General features: G+C 62.8%; 14 protein-coding genes. 5 read left to right on the top strand and 9 right to left on the bottom strand.

Features of this window, described 5'->3' with window-relative positions; all coding sequences use genetic code 11:
• Positions 1-73 precede the first annotated feature (73 nt).
• From miaA to AC1RT4_RS17615, 5 genes are read right to left on the bottom strand one after another with little or no spacing between them, the layout of a single operon-like run.
• The gene (miaA, locus tag AC1RT4_RS17635; protein ID WP_262159129.1) at positions 74-1,045 is read right to left on the bottom strand and encodes a tRNA (adenosine(37)-N6)-dimethylallyltransferase MiaA; all 972 of its coding nucleotides are present in this window, start codon (positions 1,043-1,045) and stop codon (positions 74-76) included.
• Entirely contained in the window at positions 1,045-2,952 is a 1,908-nt protein-coding gene (mutL, locus tag AC1RT4_RS17630; protein WP_039766643.1) for a DNA mismatch repair endonuclease MutL, read from the bottom strand. Before mutL ends, miaA begins: the two co-directional genes overlap by 1 nt.
• The gene (locus AC1RT4_RS17625; RefSeq protein WP_371857334.1) at positions 2,949-4,334 is read right to left on the bottom strand and encodes an N-acetylmuramoyl-L-alanine amidase; all 1,386 of its coding nucleotides are present in this window, start codon (positions 4,332-4,334) and stop codon (positions 2,949-2,951) included. Before AC1RT4_RS17625 ends, mutL begins: the two co-directional genes overlap by 4 nt.
• Positions 4,335-4,385: 51 nt before the next feature.
• Positions 4,386-4,856, bottom strand: a complete 471-nt coding sequence (tsaE, locus tag AC1RT4_RS17620) for a tRNA (adenosine(37)-N6)-threonylcarbamoyltransferase complex ATPase subunit type 1 TsaE (protein WP_493086617.1) — start codon at positions 4,854-4,856, stop codon at positions 4,386-4,388.
• Positions 4,844-6,343, bottom strand: coding sequence for an NAD(P)H-hydrate dehydratase (locus AC1RT4_RS17615; protein ID WP_493086615.1), 1,500 nt, complete (start codon positions 6,341-6,343; stop codon positions 4,844-4,846). The genes tsaE and AC1RT4_RS17615 overlap by 13 nt, the downstream gene beginning before the upstream one ends.
• A 63-nt stretch (positions 6,344-6,406) precedes the next feature.
• On the opposite strand from AC1RT4_RS17615, the gene queG reads away from it, so the two are divergent.
• Positions 6,407-7,486: a tRNA epoxyqueuosine(34) reductase QueG gene (queG, locus tag AC1RT4_RS17610; protein ID WP_493086613.1), complete on the top strand. Its 1,080-nt coding sequence runs from the start codon at positions 6,407-6,409 to the stop codon at positions 7,484-7,486.
• Here the strand turns inward: queG and AC1RT4_RS17605 are convergent.
• Positions 7,468-8,079, bottom strand: coding sequence for a trimeric intracellular cation channel family protein (locus tag AC1RT4_RS17605; RefSeq protein ID WP_039766632.1), 612 nt, complete (start codon positions 8,077-8,079; stop codon positions 7,468-7,470). The two genes, queG and AC1RT4_RS17605, sit on opposite strands and share 19 nt — an antisense overlap.
• 83 nt (positions 8,080-8,162) lie before the next feature.
• Entirely contained in the window at positions 8,163-8,705 is a 543-nt protein-coding gene (orn, locus tag AC1RT4_RS17600; protein WP_007950739.1) for an oligoribonuclease, read from the bottom strand.
• A gap of 107 nt (positions 8,706-8,812) precedes the next feature.
• On the opposite strand from orn, the gene rsgA reads away from it, so the two are divergent.
• The gene (gene rsgA, locus AC1RT4_RS17595) at positions 8,813-9,844 is read left to right on the top strand and encodes a small ribosomal subunit biogenesis GTPase RsgA (protein WP_007950741.1); all 1,032 of its coding nucleotides are present in this window, start codon (positions 8,813-8,815) and stop codon (positions 9,842-9,844) included.
• 56 nt (positions 9,845-9,900) lie between these two features.
• Here rsgA and motB read toward each other — a convergent pair whose 3' ends face one another.
• Together motB and motA are read right to left on the bottom strand one after the other, a co-directional pair.
• Positions 9,901-10,968, bottom strand: a complete 1,068-nt coding sequence (motB, locus tag AC1RT4_RS17590; protein WP_493086610.1) for a flagellar motor protein MotB — start codon at positions 10,966-10,968, stop codon at positions 9,901-9,903.
• Between the two features lie 3 nt (positions 10,969-10,971).
• Positions 10,972-11,823, bottom strand: a complete 852-nt coding sequence (gene motA, locus AC1RT4_RS17585) for a flagellar motor stator protein MotA (protein ID WP_007952169.1) — start codon at positions 11,821-11,823, stop codon at positions 10,972-10,974.
• Positions 11,824-11,989: 166 nt separating this feature from the next.
• Between motA and AC1RT4_RS17580 the strand changes: the two genes are divergently transcribed.
• Genes AC1RT4_RS17580 through asd form a run of 3 tightly spaced genes read left to right on the top strand, consistent with a single transcriptional unit; the run spans position 11,990 to position 15,262 of the window.
• The gene (locus AC1RT4_RS17580; RefSeq protein WP_493086608.1) at positions 11,990-13,528 is read left to right on the top strand and encodes an HDOD domain-containing protein; all 1,539 of its coding nucleotides are present in this window, start codon (positions 11,990-11,992) and stop codon (positions 13,526-13,528) included.
• Between the two features lie 39 nt (positions 13,529-13,567).
• The gene (locus AC1RT4_RS17575) at positions 13,568-14,383 is read left to right on the top strand and encodes a rhodanese-like domain-containing protein (protein WP_064379082.1); all 816 of its coding nucleotides are present in this window, start codon (positions 13,568-13,570) and stop codon (positions 14,381-14,383) included.
• An 18-nt stretch (positions 14,384-14,401) separates the two neighbouring features.
• On the top strand, positions 14,402-15,262 hold the full coding sequence (gene asd, locus AC1RT4_RS17570; RefSeq protein ID WP_007952166.1) for an archaetidylserine decarboxylase: 861 nt from the start codon (positions 14,402-14,404) through the stop codon (positions 15,260-15,262).
• Positions 15,263-15,264: the final 2 nt, after the last annotated feature.

Genomic DNA, 15,264 nt, shown 5'->3' with positions numbered 1-15,264 from the left:
TTCAATATAAAAAATAGGTAAACAGATGGCTTTTGCCGCCACACCCCCAAGGATAGACGGCAATTGCAAGGACTCAGCTCAATATGGAGATCGTCCCAAGGTATTTCAAGGCGCGTGGCAGATTGTCGCAATCCAGACTGTCGAGCCAGTGTAAATCTTTCCAGCTGCGCAGCCAGGTGAACTGGCGTTTGGCCAATTGGCGCGTGGCGATGATGCCCCGTTCCTGCATCTCGGCCGACGTCAGCTTGCCATCCAGGAAGTCCCAGACCTGGCGGTAGCCTACCGCACGTATAGACGGCAACCCGGCATGCAGGTCACTTCTATTACGCAGGGCTACGACCTCGTCGATGAATCCCTGTTCCAGCATATTTGTGAATCTTTGTTTAATGCGCTCGTGCAGTACCTGCCGATTAGTTGGAGCAATCGCCAGGTTCGCGACAGTATAGGGCAATTGTTGCAGTCCCGATGCGGCCGCTTCGGTACTTTGTACAGATTGTTTCAGCCGCAGTTCAGTCATGCTCTGACCGCTGACCCGGTAAACTTCCAGCGCACGACTCAGTCGTTGTGGATCGTTCGGATGAATGCGTGCCGCAGACTCCGGATCGATGACCGCCAGTTGATCGTGCAGGGCTTGCCAGCCAAGGCGTGCAGCCTCTTCTTCGATCTGCGCGCGAACTTCGGGATCGGCCGCCGGCATGTCCGCCAGGCCTTCGATCAAAGCCTTGTAATAAAGCATCGTGCCGCCCACCAGCAGCGGAATTTTTCCGCGTGCGGTGATCTCGGCCATGGCCTCCAGCGCATCGCGGCGGAAATCCGCTGCCGAATAGGCTTCGGCCGGGTCGAGAATGTCGATCAGGCGGTGGGGAAACTCGGCCAGCAGCTCTTTGGACGGTTTGGCGGTGCCGATGTCCATGCCGCGATAGACCAGCGCCGAATCGACACTGATCAGCTCGCACGGCAGCACCTTGGTCAGCTCGATGGCCAGGTCGGTCTTGCCCGCAGCGGTCGGGCCCATCAGGAAAATCGCTGGAGGAAGCTGGCTCATCAACGACCGCGCAGGAACAGTTTGTCCAGATCGTCCAGGCCCAGTTGGGTCCAGGTCGGTCGGCCATGGTTGCATTGACCGCTGCGCTCGGTGTTTTCCATGTCACGCAGCAGGCCGTTCATTTCCGGCAGGGCCAGGCGCCGGTTGGCGCGGATCGCGCCGTGGCAGGCCATGGTGCCGAGCAGTTCGTTCAGATGCGCCTGGATCCGGTCGCTGGTGCCGTATTCCATCAAGTCCGACAGCACATCGCCCACCAGACGGTTGGCTTCGGCCTGCTTGAGCAGGGCCGGGATCTGCCGGATGGCCAGGGTTTCCGGGCCAAGGCGCTGCAATTCAAAACCAAGACGCTGGAACCACGCCGCATGTTCTTCGGCGCAATCGGCCTCGCGTTGACTGACCGCCAGCGATTCCGGCACCAGCAGCGGCTGGCCGCTCAGGCCTTCGCTGGCCATGGCAATCTTCAGGCGCTCATACATGATGCGCTCGTGCGCGGCGTGCATGTCCACCAAAACCAGGCCCTGGGCGTTCTCGGACAGTATGTAGATACCCTTGAGCTGCGCCAGCGCGTAGCCAAGCGGCGGAATGTCTTCCTGACCGGCTGGCAATGCATTGGCATTGGCCTCGGGCAGCGGCGCAAAAAACTCGCGGTACGCGGCCTGGGCCTCGGCTACCGGCACGGTCGATTGCGGACGCGGCGTGTATTGATACTGATAAGCGCCGCCAGCGCTGGCACCCGACGAGGTATTGAACGCCGGTTGCGCCTGCGGCTGCTCCAGCAACGCATTGGCGGCCAGACGCATTTCGCCCTGCGGCCCGAATTCACCGGCTTCAAGGCCGGTTGGCCGGACGATCGCGGTAGTGACCGACCCGGCTAGCTGATCTTCCGGCCGCACATCGCCGAGGGCACGGTGCAAGGTGCCATACAGGAAGTCATGCACCATGCGTCCGTCACGGAAGCGCACTTCGTGTTTGGTCGGGTGCACGTTGACGTCCACCGCCGCCGGATCGACCTCGAAAAACAGCGCGAACGTTGGGTGCCGGCCATTGAACAGCACATCGCGATAAGCCTGACGCACCGCGTGGGCCACCAGTTTGTCGCGTACTGCGCGGCCGTTGACGAAGAAATACTGCAAGTCCGCCTGACTGCGGTTGAAGGTCGGCAGACCGACCCAGCCCCACAAATGCAGGCCATTGCGCTCGATCTCGATCGGCAACGCCTGCTCGAGGAAGCCCGAACCACAGATCGCCGCCACACGCCGGGCGCGGGCCGCATCATCGTGGGCTTCGTGCAGGCTGAGGATGGTCTTGCCGTTGTGGCGCAAATGGAACGCCACGTCGAAACGCGCCAGCGCCAGTCGCTTGATCACTTCTTGCAGGTGATCGAATTCGGTTTTTTCGGTCTTGAGGAATTTGCGTCGCGCCGGAGTGTTGAAGAACAGGTCACGGACTTCCACCGACGTGCCGACCGGGTGCGCCGCCGGCTGCACGCGGGGCGCCATGTCGCGGCCTTCGGTCTCGACCTGCCAGGCCTGATCGGCATCGCGGGTGCGCGAGGTCAGGGTCAGGCGTGCCACGGAGCTGATCGACGCCAAAGCCTCGCCCCGGAAACCCAGGCTCATCACCTGCTCGAGGTCTTCGAGGTTGCGGATCTTGCTGGTGGCGTGACGGGCCAGGGCCAGCGGCAGGTCATCGGCGGAAATGCCGCTGCCATCGTCGCGCACTCGCAGCAGTTTGACGCCGCCCTGTTCGACATCGACGTCGATACGCTTGGCGCCGGAGTCGAGGCTGTTTTCCAGCAACTCCTTGATCACCGAGGCCGGGCGTTCGACCACCTCACCGGCGGCGATCTGGTTCGCCAGCCGCGGGCTGAGCAGTTCGATGCGGGCAGCGTTCAGGACCTGATTCATTCTTTGGACGCCAGTTCGGTGCCGGGAATGGTCAGGTGCTGACCGACTTTCAGATCATCGCTTTTCAGGTTGTTGGCACTGCGCAGCGTGGCCGGCGAGATCTGATACCGCACGGCAATCATCGCCACGGTCTCACCCGGGCCTACCCGGTGATCACGCGGCCCTTGAGCGATCTTGCCCGAATCACGCAGCCAGGCGATGTAAGTGCCCGGTGGCGGATTCTGCTGGAAGAACTGGCGCACGCCACTGCTAATCGAGCGCGCCAGCGCCTGCTGGTGGCTCGCTGCCGAGAGCTTGTTCGCTTCGTTGGCGTTGGAGATGAAGCCGGTTTCCACCAGGATCGACGGGATGTCCGGCGACTTCAGCACCATGAACCCGGCCTGCTCCACGCGCTGTTTGTGCAGCGGGGTGACCCGGCCAATGTTGGTCAGGACTTTCTGGCCGACGTTGAGGCTGGAGGTCAGCGAGGCGGTCATCGACAAGTCAAGCAGAACGCCGGCCAGCATGCGGTCCTTGTCGTCGAGACTGACGTTGCCGGCACCGCCGATCAGGTCGGAACGGTTTTCGCTGTCGGCCAGCCAACGGGCGGTTTCCGAAGTGGCGCCACGGTCGGACAGGGCGAACACCGACGCACCGAACGCGGCCGCAGACGGTGCAGCGTCGGCGTGGATCGAGACGAACAGGTCGGCGCCCTTCTTGCGGGCGATTTCGGTACGGCCGCGCAGCGGGATGAAGTAGTCGCCGGTACGGGTCAGTTCGGCGCGGAAGCCTTTCATGCCGTTGACCTGACGCTGCAACTCACGGGCGATCTGCAGTACCACGTCTTTCTCGCGCTGACCGCGCGAGCCCGATGCACCCGGGTCTTCGCCACCGTGGCCGGCGTCGATCACCACGATGATGTCGCGCTTGCCGGCCGGGGCCGGTGGCAGTTTGATCGCAGGCTCGGCCGGCGTGACCGGCACCGCAGGAACGGTCGCAACCGTCGGGGTCGGGGCAGGTGTGGGCGGTGGTGCAGCGTCAGCCGGGTTGTCGAACAGGTCGACCACCAGTCGGTTGCCGTACTGCGCATTCGGCGCCAGCGAGAAGCTTTTCGGGGTGACGGCTTTTTTCAGGTCGATGACCACCCGCAGGTCGGTCGGCGTGCGTTGGGCCGAGCGCATGGCGGTGATCGGCGTGTTGGCGGTCTGCACATTCAGCGGCGCGCCGAGGGTGGCGCCGTTGATGTCGATCACCAGACGATCCGGCGCGGTCAGCGTGAAGACGCTGTGCTGCACCGGGCCTGTCAGGTCGAACACCAGTCGCGTGTTGTCCGGCGCCCGCCACAGGCGCACGCTGTTGACCTTCGTCTCGGCCACAGCGTTGACGGTTACTGCCATCAACATCAGTCCAGCGGCAGCCACCAACGCGCGAAAGCGCATACCTAACCCCATCATTCAATTGGTTTCCAATGCCAAAGCGGCACACCAGGCCTCGCCGCGCGAGCCCTGGGACAAAATGGTCAGCGAACGTCCGCTGTCTTGCGGGCTAATGGTAATGGTCAGGTCAGGCTTTGGCAAAAAGCCTGCACCTTTATCGGGCCATTCGATCAGGCACAGGGCGTCGTCTTCGAAATAGTCGCGGATCCCGAGAAACTCCAGCTCCTCCGGATCGACCAGGCGATACAGATCAAAGTGGAAGGCACGGATGTCACCGATCTCGTAAGGCTCGACCAGCGTGAAGGTCGGACTTTTCACCGCCCCCACGTGCCCCAGACCGCGAATGATGCCCCGCGACAGCGTGGTTTTGCCCATCCCGAGGTTGCCTTCGAGAAAGATCAGGCCATGGCCCCGGGTGATACGGGCGATGCGTGCGCCAAAGTCGCTCATGGCCTGTTCATCGGCCAGGTACAGGGTTACTTCAGACACGGTGCATGCTCCTCCAACAACTGACGAATGGCTGGAATCAGATCACTGGCCGCCAGCCCACGGCCGAATTTACCTTGTTGCGCACCGGCGTTGGCGTGCAGCCAGACTGCCAGACACGCGGCATCAAAACCGTCCATGCCCTGGGCCAGCAGTGCGCCGATCAGACCGGCCAGTACATCGCCGAGCCCTGCGGTGGCCATGGCCGGATGGCCTTGATGACACAGCGCCAGACGACCATCGGGATGAGCCATCAGACTGCCCGCACCCTTGAGCACCACCACCGCTGTATATTTTTTGCTCAACGCCAGCGCCGCCGCCGGACGATCGGCCTGCACGTCGGCGGTGCTGATCCCCAGCAGCCGCGCCGCCTCACCCGGATGCGGCGTGATCACACAATCGTTGGGCAGACAGACGAAACCGCAGGCCAACAGGTTCAACGCGTCGGCATCCCACACCTGAGGCAGCGATGCATTGGCAGCGGCCGACAGCAGCGCCCTTCCCCAACCGGCCTGACCCAGCCCCGGCCCGACCACCAGCACGGACGCCTTTTCCAGCAGCCCCATCAATTGATTGGCCGAAGAAGTGCCCAGCGCCATGGCTTCCGGTACCCGGGTCAGCGCCGCCGGCACATGTTCCGGGCGAGTCGCGACCGAGACCATCCCGGCACCACTGCGCAACGCGCCTTCAGTGCTGAGAAGAATCGCCCCGCCAAAGCCGTGATCGCCGCCAATCAGCAGCACATGGCCGAAACGCCCCTTGTGCGCAGCCGGCGCGCGGGCCGCCGGTTGCGGCAGGTTAATCGCGCTGAGTCGTTGAGCGGCGGCAGGAATGTCACTGAAGTTTTCGGCCGAGGCCTGCAGATCGTTAAACAGCAGTTCGCCGACGTGATCCGCCGCCGCGCCCGTGAACAGTCCGAGTTTCAGGCCGATGAAGGTCACGGTGAGGTCGGCGTGCACCGCATCACCCAGCGCATGACCAGTGTCGGCGCACAACCCGGAAGGGATATCGACCGCCACCACCGGCAGTCGGCTGGCATTGATCGCCGCAATCGCAGCGGCATAGGGCTCACGCACCTCGCCGCTCAGGCCGGTGCCGAGCAACGCGTCAACGACGATGCCGCGCAACTCGCAGGACAGATCCCATGGGGCAATCGAAACGCCATCGGCCACAGCTTCGGCGTGCGCCACGGCGGCGTCGCCCTTCAAACGCTGCGGCTCGCCGACAGCCAGCACCTGAACCTGCCAACCCGCCCGATGCGCGAGCACCGCCACCAGATAACCATCGCCTGCGTTGTTGCCGTGCCCGGCCAGTACCGTCATTTCATTCGCAGCCGGCCATTGGCGCACCAGTGCGCGCCAGGTGGCGTGGGCGGCACGCTGCATCAATTCGAAGCCCGGCGTGCCGGCGGCGATCAGCCGTGCGTCGAGTTCGCGCACCTGCGCGGCACGGTACAGCGCGTCGGGTAATTGATCTTTAGTGTGCGGCATGCGTCTTCGGGCTCCGATGTCTGGCAGAATTATACGCACCTCAGCTCCGGTTTCTCTCGCCTCATGTCCGCCATCACCACAGATCTGCCAGCCCTCGCCCAATCCATCAAGGACTGGGGCCGCGAGCTGGGCTTCCAGCAAGTCGGCATCAGCGGTCTGGACCTGGCCGAGCACGAGCAGCACCTGCAACGCTGGCTCGAGGCCGGCTACCACGGCGAAATGGATTACATGGGCGCCCACGGCAGCAAACGCTCGCACCCCGAAGAGCTGGTGCCGGGCACCTTGCGCGTGGTGTCGCTGCGCATGGACTACCTGCCGGGCGACACGCAAATGGCGCAATTGCTGGCCAAACCGGAAAAAGCCTACATCTCGCGTTATGCCTTGGGCCGCGATTATCACAAGTTGATCCGTAAACGCGTTCAACAACTGGCGGACAGGATTCAATCCGAGATCGGCCCGTTCGGCTTCCGTGCCTTCGTCGACAGCGCCCCGGTGCTGGAAAAGGCCATCGCCGAACAGGCCGGGCTGGGCTGGATCGGCAAAAACACCCTGGTGCTGAACCGCAAGGCCGGCAGTTATTTCTTTCTCAGCGAACTGTTCGTCGACCTGCCGTTGCCGGTGGACGAACCCCACAGCACCGAACATTGCGGACGCTGCACCGCGTGCCTCGACATCTGCCCGACCAACGCTTTCGTCGGCCCTTATGTGCTGGACGCGCGACGCTGCATTTCCTACCTGACCATCGAACTGAAGAACGCCATCCCGGAAGACCTGCGACCGCTGATCGGCAACCGGGTGTTCGGCTGCGACGACTGCCAGATCTGCTGCCCGTGGAACCGCTTCGCTCGCCCGTCCGGCGAAAGCGATTTCAAGCCACGGCACAACCTGGACAACGCCGAACTGGCCGAGCTGTTTTTGTGGGATGAAGACAAATTCCTCAGCAGCACCGAGGGCTCGCCGCTGCGCCGCGCGGGCTACGAGCGTTGGCTGCGCAATCTGGCGGTGGGATTGGGCAATGCACCATCGAGCATTCCAGTGCTGGAAGCGCTCAAGGCACGGCGTGAATACCCGTCAGAACTGGTGCGTGAACATGTGGAATGGGCGCTGAAACAACACGCCGACCGTCAAGGCGCGTCGTTATAGACGAACTTCGGCATTTCCCAGTGGAAGCGAATCGCCAACAGCCGCAATAGAAAGCCACCGAACAACGTGATCAGGATCGCCTGTTCGCTCGGCACGTTGAGGAACAGACAGAGCATGTAGCACCACGCCGCAGCGAACGAGACGCTGGCGTAGAGTTCGCGACGGAAGATCAGTGGGATGTCGTTGCAGAAGATGTCACGCAGAATGCCGCCGAATACCCCGGTGATCACGCCGCTGACCGAAGCCACCAGCATGCCGTGGCCCATTTCCAGAGCGGTCATGCAGCCAATCAGGGTGAATGCCACCAGACCGACCGCGTCGAGCACCAGAAACAGTGATCGCAGGTGACGCATCCAGCGTGCGGTGAACACCGTGATCATCGCTGCAATGGTCGTCAGCACCAGGTATTCCGGGTGTTTGACCCAGGTCAGCGGGTAGTGCCCGAGCAGCACGTCGCGCACCGAACCACCGCCCAATGCCGTAACGCAGGCGATCAGCACCACGCCGAACCAGTCCATGCCGCGACGGCCTGCAGACAGGGCGCCGGTCATGGCTTCGGCAGTAATGGCGACGAGGTAGAGCATCAGCAACATGGTGGCGATCCTGGCAGGAAGGCGCGCAGTCTACTCACTTCGCCGAGGCACCAAAAGAGGGCGCCCCGGCGTGGGTGCCGATCTCAGAACTTGATGAAATGCTTGCGGTAGTGCTGCAGCTCGGCGATGGATTCGCGGATGTCGTCCAGCGCCAGGTGAGTGCTGCCCTTCTTGAAGCTGTCACGCACGTCCGGCGCCCAGCGCGCGGCCAGTTCCTTGAGCGTGGAGACGTCGAGGTTGCGGTAGTGGAAGTAGCTTTCCAGCGACTTCATGTGGGTATAAAGGAAGCGGCGATCCTGGCAGATGCTGTTGCCACAGATCGGCGACTTGCCTTTCGGCACCCACTTCTCCAGGAAGGCGATGGTTTCGGCTTCAGCCTCGGCCATGCTCACGCGGCTGTCGCGCACGCGCTGGGTCAGTCCCGAGTTGCCGTGAGTGCGAGTGTTCCACTCGTCCATGCGGGCGAGGACTTCGTCGCTGTGGTGAATGGCGATCACCGGGCCTTCGGCCAAGGTGTTCAGGTCACTGTCGGTGACGATGGTGGCCATTTCGATGATGACGTCGTTTTCCGGATCCAGACCGGTCATTTCCAGGTCGATCCAGATCAGATTCTGCGGGTTTTGCATATTTCGGCTCCTGAGCAATGCTGCGCAGTTTAGCCTAGGCAGCCTGCCGGGCGTGCTAAACTCGCGGCCGTTTTACCTAATCGCTGCATTCTTCAGACGGAACACCCATGGCCAAACGCCAACTCAATCGTCGTCAAAACTGGCGCATCGAAAAGATTCAGGGCGAGCGCGCCGCCCGCGCCGCCAAACGCGAGTCCTCGGCAGTCGAGGCGCTCGAAGGCGGCGATCTGGGCCCGGAACAGCACGGTCTGGTGATCGCCCACTTCGGTGTGCAGGTCGAGGTCGAGGCCGTTGACGGCGAACTGGCCGGCCAGGTCTTCCGCTGCCACCTGCGCGCCAACCTGCCGGCGCTGGTGACCGGCGACCAAGTAGTCTGGCGTGCCGGCAACCAGGGCATCGGTGTGATCGTCGCGCAACTGCCGCGCACCACCGAACTCTGCCGCCCGGACAGCCGTGGCCAGCTCAAACCGGTGGCCGCCAACGTCGACATGATCGTCATCGTGTTCGCCCCGCTGCCCGAGCCCCATGCGAACCTGATCGACCGCTATCTGGTTGCCGCCGAGCACGCCGGCATCCGCCCGTTGCTGCTGCTGAACAAATTCGACCTGATCGACGAGCAGAACGCCCCGGCGCTGAATGCCCTGCTGGCGGTCTATCGCACGCTGGGTTACCCGGTGCTGGAAGTCTCGGCGCACCACGGCAACGGCATGGAGCAATTGCAGAAACAGCTCGACGGGCGCATCAGCGTGTTCGTCGGCCAGTCCGGTGTCGGCAAGTCGTCGCTGGTCAACAGCCTGCTGCCGGAAGTCGAAACCCGCGTCGGCCCGCTGTCCGAGCTGTCCGGCCAGGGCACCCACACCACGACCACCGCGCGCCTGTTCCACTTCCCTGGCGGCGGCGAACTGATCGACTCCCCGGGCATCCGTGAATTCGGCCTCGGCCACGTCAGCCGCGCCGACGTCGAAGCCGGCTTCATCGAGTTCAACGACCTGCTCGGCACCTGCCGCTTCCGCGACTGCAAGCACGATCGCGAACCGGGATGCGCACTGCTCAAGGCCCTGGAAGATGGCCGCGTGCAGCAGCAGCGAATGAACAGCTACCGCTCGATCATCGCCAGCCTGCCGGAAAACGGTTACTAGACTTTCAAGTAACCAGACACAAAAAAGCCGCGATCATCTCGCGGCTTTTTTGTGGGTCACTGTTTCGGCGCAGTGGCCGGTGCAGCCGGCGCCGGGGCTGGTGCCGCTGCGCCCGGTTCGGTCGGTTTCGGCAGCGGGTCGTCGAACAGGTTCAGCCGTTCGCGCAGCTCGTGCGCAGGCACTGGCTGCTGATCCGCCGGCAATGCGTTCGGGTCGACCGGGGTGGCCGGCGCCGCGCCGTTCTGGCCTTGATCTGCCGGTTGCGACGGGTCAGCGCCTTGCGAACCTTCAATGGCCGCCTGGGCTTTCTTGGTCAGCACCACGATGTCGATGCGGCGGTTGACCGGGTTGAACGGGTTCTCCTTGTCGAACAGTGCCGACGAGGCGTAACCAACAACCCGCGCCACTTGAGCGTCCGGATAACTGCCCGCCACCAGCGCACGCCGGGCGGCGTTGGCACGGTTGGCCGAAAGCTCCCAGTTGCCGAAGTCGCCATTGCCCACGTAAGGCTTGGCATCGGTGTGACCGCTGATGCTGATCTTGTTCGGCACCGCTTTGATGGTGTCGGCCATGGCCAGCAGGATGTCTTCGAAGTACGGCTTCAGGCGTGCAGAACCGGAGTCGAACATCGGCCGGTTCTCGGCGTCCATGATCTGGATGCGCAAGCCGTTCGGCGTGATCTCGAACAGGATCTGGTCCTTGAACTTCTGCAGTTGCGGGTTCTCGTCGACCTTGTTCTGCAGCTCTTGCAGCAGCAATTCCAGGCGTTCCTTCTCGACCTGCTCGGCCATGCCTTCAACCTGTTCGGTGTCAACCGTGACCTTGTCCGGCTGCGGCTGCGACTTCACTTCAGGGTTGAGGGTATTTTCCGGCGCGAGGGTCGGCGTGCCGCCCAGATCGATGATGTACGGCGTGCCGCTCTCGGAGAAACCGACCGGGTCCTTGAAGTAACCGGCGATGGCGATCTTCTGTTCCGGGGTCGCCGTGGACAGCAGCCACAACACCAGGAAGAACGCCATCATCGCCGTCGCGAAGTCGGCGAAGGCGATCTTCCACGCCCCGCCGTGATGCCCGCCGGCGATGCGCTTGACGCGCTTGATGATTATCGGCTGGTTATTTTCCATGACTTAGCGACCGCGAACGGCTTGTTCCAGCTCGGCAAAGCTTGGACGGTGAGCCGGGTACAGAACCTTGCGACCGAACTCGACAGCCAGCGACGGCGGCATGCCGGAAGCCGAAGCCACCAGCGAGGCCTTGATGGCTTCGTAGACGTTCAGCTCTTCCTTGGCATCGTGGGCCAGGGAGTGCGCCAGCGGGCCGAAGAAACCGTACGCCGCGAGAATACCGAAGAAGGTACCTACCAGTGCCGCACCTACGTGCAGACCGATGGACTTCTGATCGCCTTCACCCAGGGAGGCCATGGTCACCACGATACCCAGTACCGCCGCGACGATACCGAAACCCGGCATGGCGTCGGCAATGCCATTCACCGCGTGGGACGGATGCTCGAGGTCTTCCTTCAGGCTGTACAGTTCCATGTCGAACAGGCCTTCCAGCTCGTGGGGAGCCATGTTGCCGGAGGACATGATGCGCAGGTAATCGCAGATGAACGCGGTCATGCGTTCGTCTTTCAGTACCGCCGGGTACTTGGCGAAGATCGGGCTCGCGGCGGCGTCTTCGATGTCGCCTTCGATGGCCATCATGCCTTCGCGGCGGCTCTTGTTGAGGATCTCGTAGATCAGGCCCAGCACTTCCAGATAGAACGTGTGGCTGAAACGCGAACTGAACATGCTCAGGGATTTCTTGAGCACGTGCATCGTCATGTAACCGGGGTTGGCCTGCAGGAATGCACCGAGTGCAGCACCGCCGATGATCATCACCTCGAAGGGCTGGATCAGGGCGGCAATCTTGCCGTGGGAGAGCACGTATCCGCCGAGCACGCTCGCGAATACGACGATGATGCCGATAATTTTAGCCATAGGTAGAAAGTACTTACTTAAGTCGGGTTCAAGGTCATATTCGGAAGTTAAAAAATCTCTTCTTCTACTTATCGGCAAAACTGCGCCAGACTATAGCCAGTTCAGGCGAAAAGCCAATTTAGCCCATGCCGGGCGCGTCTACAGTCAGTGAAGATCTCGTCCAGACATGGCTAATGAAACGAACGTCCCACACGCAAAACCGACCACGCTCGATGGCTGGGTGAAGCTGCTCGACAGCGTTCGCCTGCCGGTGCCGCAAGACGCCCATGACCGGGTCTGCCGGGCGATTCGCGATGACCGCAGCTCGTTGCGCGACATCGCCGACCTGATGCAGGACAGCCCGGCGCTGGCCCTGAGCATCATCCGCGAAGCCAATCGCCACACCCACGGCAACATGACCACGCCTGCGGAGAACCTCGAAGTGGCGATCAATCGCCTCGGCCTTGGCCGTACCGAAGAACTGCTCGCCCGCCTGCCCGCCGAACCTGCCGCACAGATCCCGCAGGCCCTGCGCCAGTTGCAGATGATCAGCCAGCACGCCACGCAACAGGCCAACGGTTTTTTCGCCAGCCGCCTAGCGCGACTTTGGCAGGACATTCATTGGGGCAGCCTGCTGTTTCTGTCGCCGCTGTGGCCGTTGGCACTGACCTTTCCCCAATTGCTTGAAGAGTGGGAAGTGCGGGTTATCCACAAGGGCGAATCGGCGCGAGTCGTGGAAAAGCAGCTGTTCGGTGTGCGCCTGCTGAAAATCGGCGAAGCGCTGGTAGAAGCCTGGCGCCTGCCGATCTGGGTCCAGCAAGGTTATCGGCTGCTGCTGACCGAGCAGCGCGAACTGGTCAAGGTTCTGCGCATTGCCCGCGACGTCGATCATCCGCTGCGCCAGCAAAACCGCCTCGACGACGATCCGACCCTGCGCCGCTGGCTCAATCAGCCGGCCAACACCGTGTTGCTGGCCAACGGTCTGGCACTCTCGGCGCAACAGGCCTGGGACAGCCCGCACAGTGAGCGCTGGCAATTCCTGACCAGCCTTTATCTGCAAATCTCGATGGACGAGGTGCAACAACAGTTGCACCAACAGGCTGCCGTCAGCGCTCGCCATCATTCCATGCCGGACCTGTGGCACCCGGCGGTTTCGCTGCTGTGGCCGTGGGACACCCGTCGCCTGCCTGCCGGAATGCTCCCGGCTGCGGCGCCGTCCGCTGAAGACCTGACCCAGTGGCGCCGCCAATGCGCCGAGCTGTTGGCCGTGCCAAGCCGCTTCACCAACGCCATGAGCCTGACTGTCGCCGCCCGCGATGCGCTGGTCGCCAGCGGCATGCGCCGGGTGATGATCCTGATGGCCGACCGCAGCCACGCCAATCTGCGCGTCCATCAAACCTCTGGGTTGCCGAAGGAAGCCGCTGCGCTCAATTTCGTCGTCAGCCAGAGTTCGGTGCTGCAACGCTTGCTCGCGCAGCAGGCGCAAGTGCGGATCACCCCGGACAACAACGCCCAGTTTTCCGCCCTGCTGCCGCCCTCGCTGCGCACGTTGTTTCGTGGCGAACACCTGTTCCTGCGCTCGCTGGTGAACAATGGCCGGGTGATCATGATCGTGGTCGCCGACCAGGGTGGCGGGCCGTTCGCCGACATCACCGTGCAAGCCTTCGGCAAAACCGCGCAATGCATCGAGAAAGCCCTGCACAGTTTTAGCCAGCGCGGCCAATGACAGCTACAATCCTTCCCCTTTGTGCTCTGGAGACCTCACATGTCTGATTTCTCTGGCCTGGCCCTGGTGATCGAGCCGAGCGACCTGCTGCCGCGCCTCGAATCCCGCGATCTGATTCTGGTGGATCTGACCAGTGCCGCCCGCTACGCCGAGGGACACATTCCCGGCGCACGCTTCGTTGATCCGAAACGCACCCAGCTGGGTCAGGCGCCGGCTCCGGGCCTGTTGCCGAGCAAGGAAAAACTCGAAGAACTGTTCGGTGAGCTCGGCCATCGCAAGGACGCGGTCTACGTGGTCTATGACGACGAAGGCGGCGGCTGGGCCGGGCGCTTCATCTGGCTGCTCGACGTGATCGGCCACGACAAGTATCACTACCTCGACGGCGGTCTGCCGGCGTGGCTGGCGGAAGGTTCGCCGATGTCGATCCAGATTCCTCCGGCGGCGGGCGGCCCGGTTGCCCTGACGCTGCACGAGGAACCGACCGCCACCCGCGAATACCTGCAAAGCCGTCTCGGCGCCGCTGACCTGGCCATCTGGGACGCTCGCGGGCCGCTGGAGTATTCCGGCGAGAAAGTCCTGGCGGCCAAGGGCGGGCACATCCCCGGCGCGGTCAATTTCGAATGGACGGCGGGCATGGATCAGGCGCGTCAGCTGCGCATCCGTACCGACATGCCGCAGATTCTCGAAAACCTCGGGATCACCAAAGACAAAGAAATCATTACCCACTGCCAGACCCATCACCGGTCCGGTTTCACTTATCTGGTGGCCAAGGCCCTCGGTTATCCGCGGGTCAAGGGCTACGCCGGTTCCTGGGGCGAATGGGGCAACCACCCCGACACCCCCGTCGAGCTTTAAGGATTTTTAAGGACAGTCATGAAAGAGCGTTTGTTTATCATCAGCCAGTACCTGCTGCCTCATCACCTGCTGTCGCGCCTGGCCGGCTGCGTCGCCGAGTGCCGCGTGCGCTGGTTCAAGAATGCCTTCACCACCTGGTTCGCCAAGCGTTATCAAGTGGACATGTCGCAGGCACTGGTTGAAGACGTGACCGCTTACGAGCACTTCAACGCCTTCTTCACACGCGCCCTGAAAGACGGCGCACGCCCACTGGATCAGACCCCGGGCGCGATCCTCAGCCCGGCCGACGGTGCGATCAGCCAGCTCGGCCCGATCGAGCACGGTCGCATCTTCCAGGCCAAGGGCCACAGTTTCAGCGTGCTGGAACTGCTGGGCGGCGATGCAGCGAATGCGGCACCGTTCATGGGCGGTGAATTCGCCACTGTTTATCTGTCGCCGAAGGACTACCACCGCGTGCACATGCCGCTGGCCGGCACCCTGCGCGAAATGGTCTACATCCCGGGCCGGATCTTCTCGGTCAACCAGACCACCGCGGAAAACGTGCCGGAACTGTTCGCCCGCAACGAGCGCGTGGCGTGCATTTTCGACACCGAGCGCGGGCCGATGGCCGTGGTGCTGGTGGGCGCGATGATCGTGGCATCGATCGAAACCGTGTGGGCCGGTCTGGTCACGCCACCGAAGCGCGAGCTGAAAACCTTCCGTTACGACGAAGCCGCCCGTGCGCCGATTCATCTGGAAAAAGGTGCGGAACTGGGGCGCTTCAAGCTGGGTTCGACCGCGATCGTGCTGTTCGGGCCGGATCAGGTGAAATGGGTTGAAGAATTGAAAGCCGGCTCGCCGGTACAGATGGGTCAGGCCCTGGCACTGTCGAACGCCTGAAC

This window comes from Pseudomonas sp. GW821-FHT11D10 (assembly GCF_058808435.1).
Note: the sequence above shows the minus strand (reverse complement) of the source record. Positions and strands in the feature narration are given on the sequence as shown.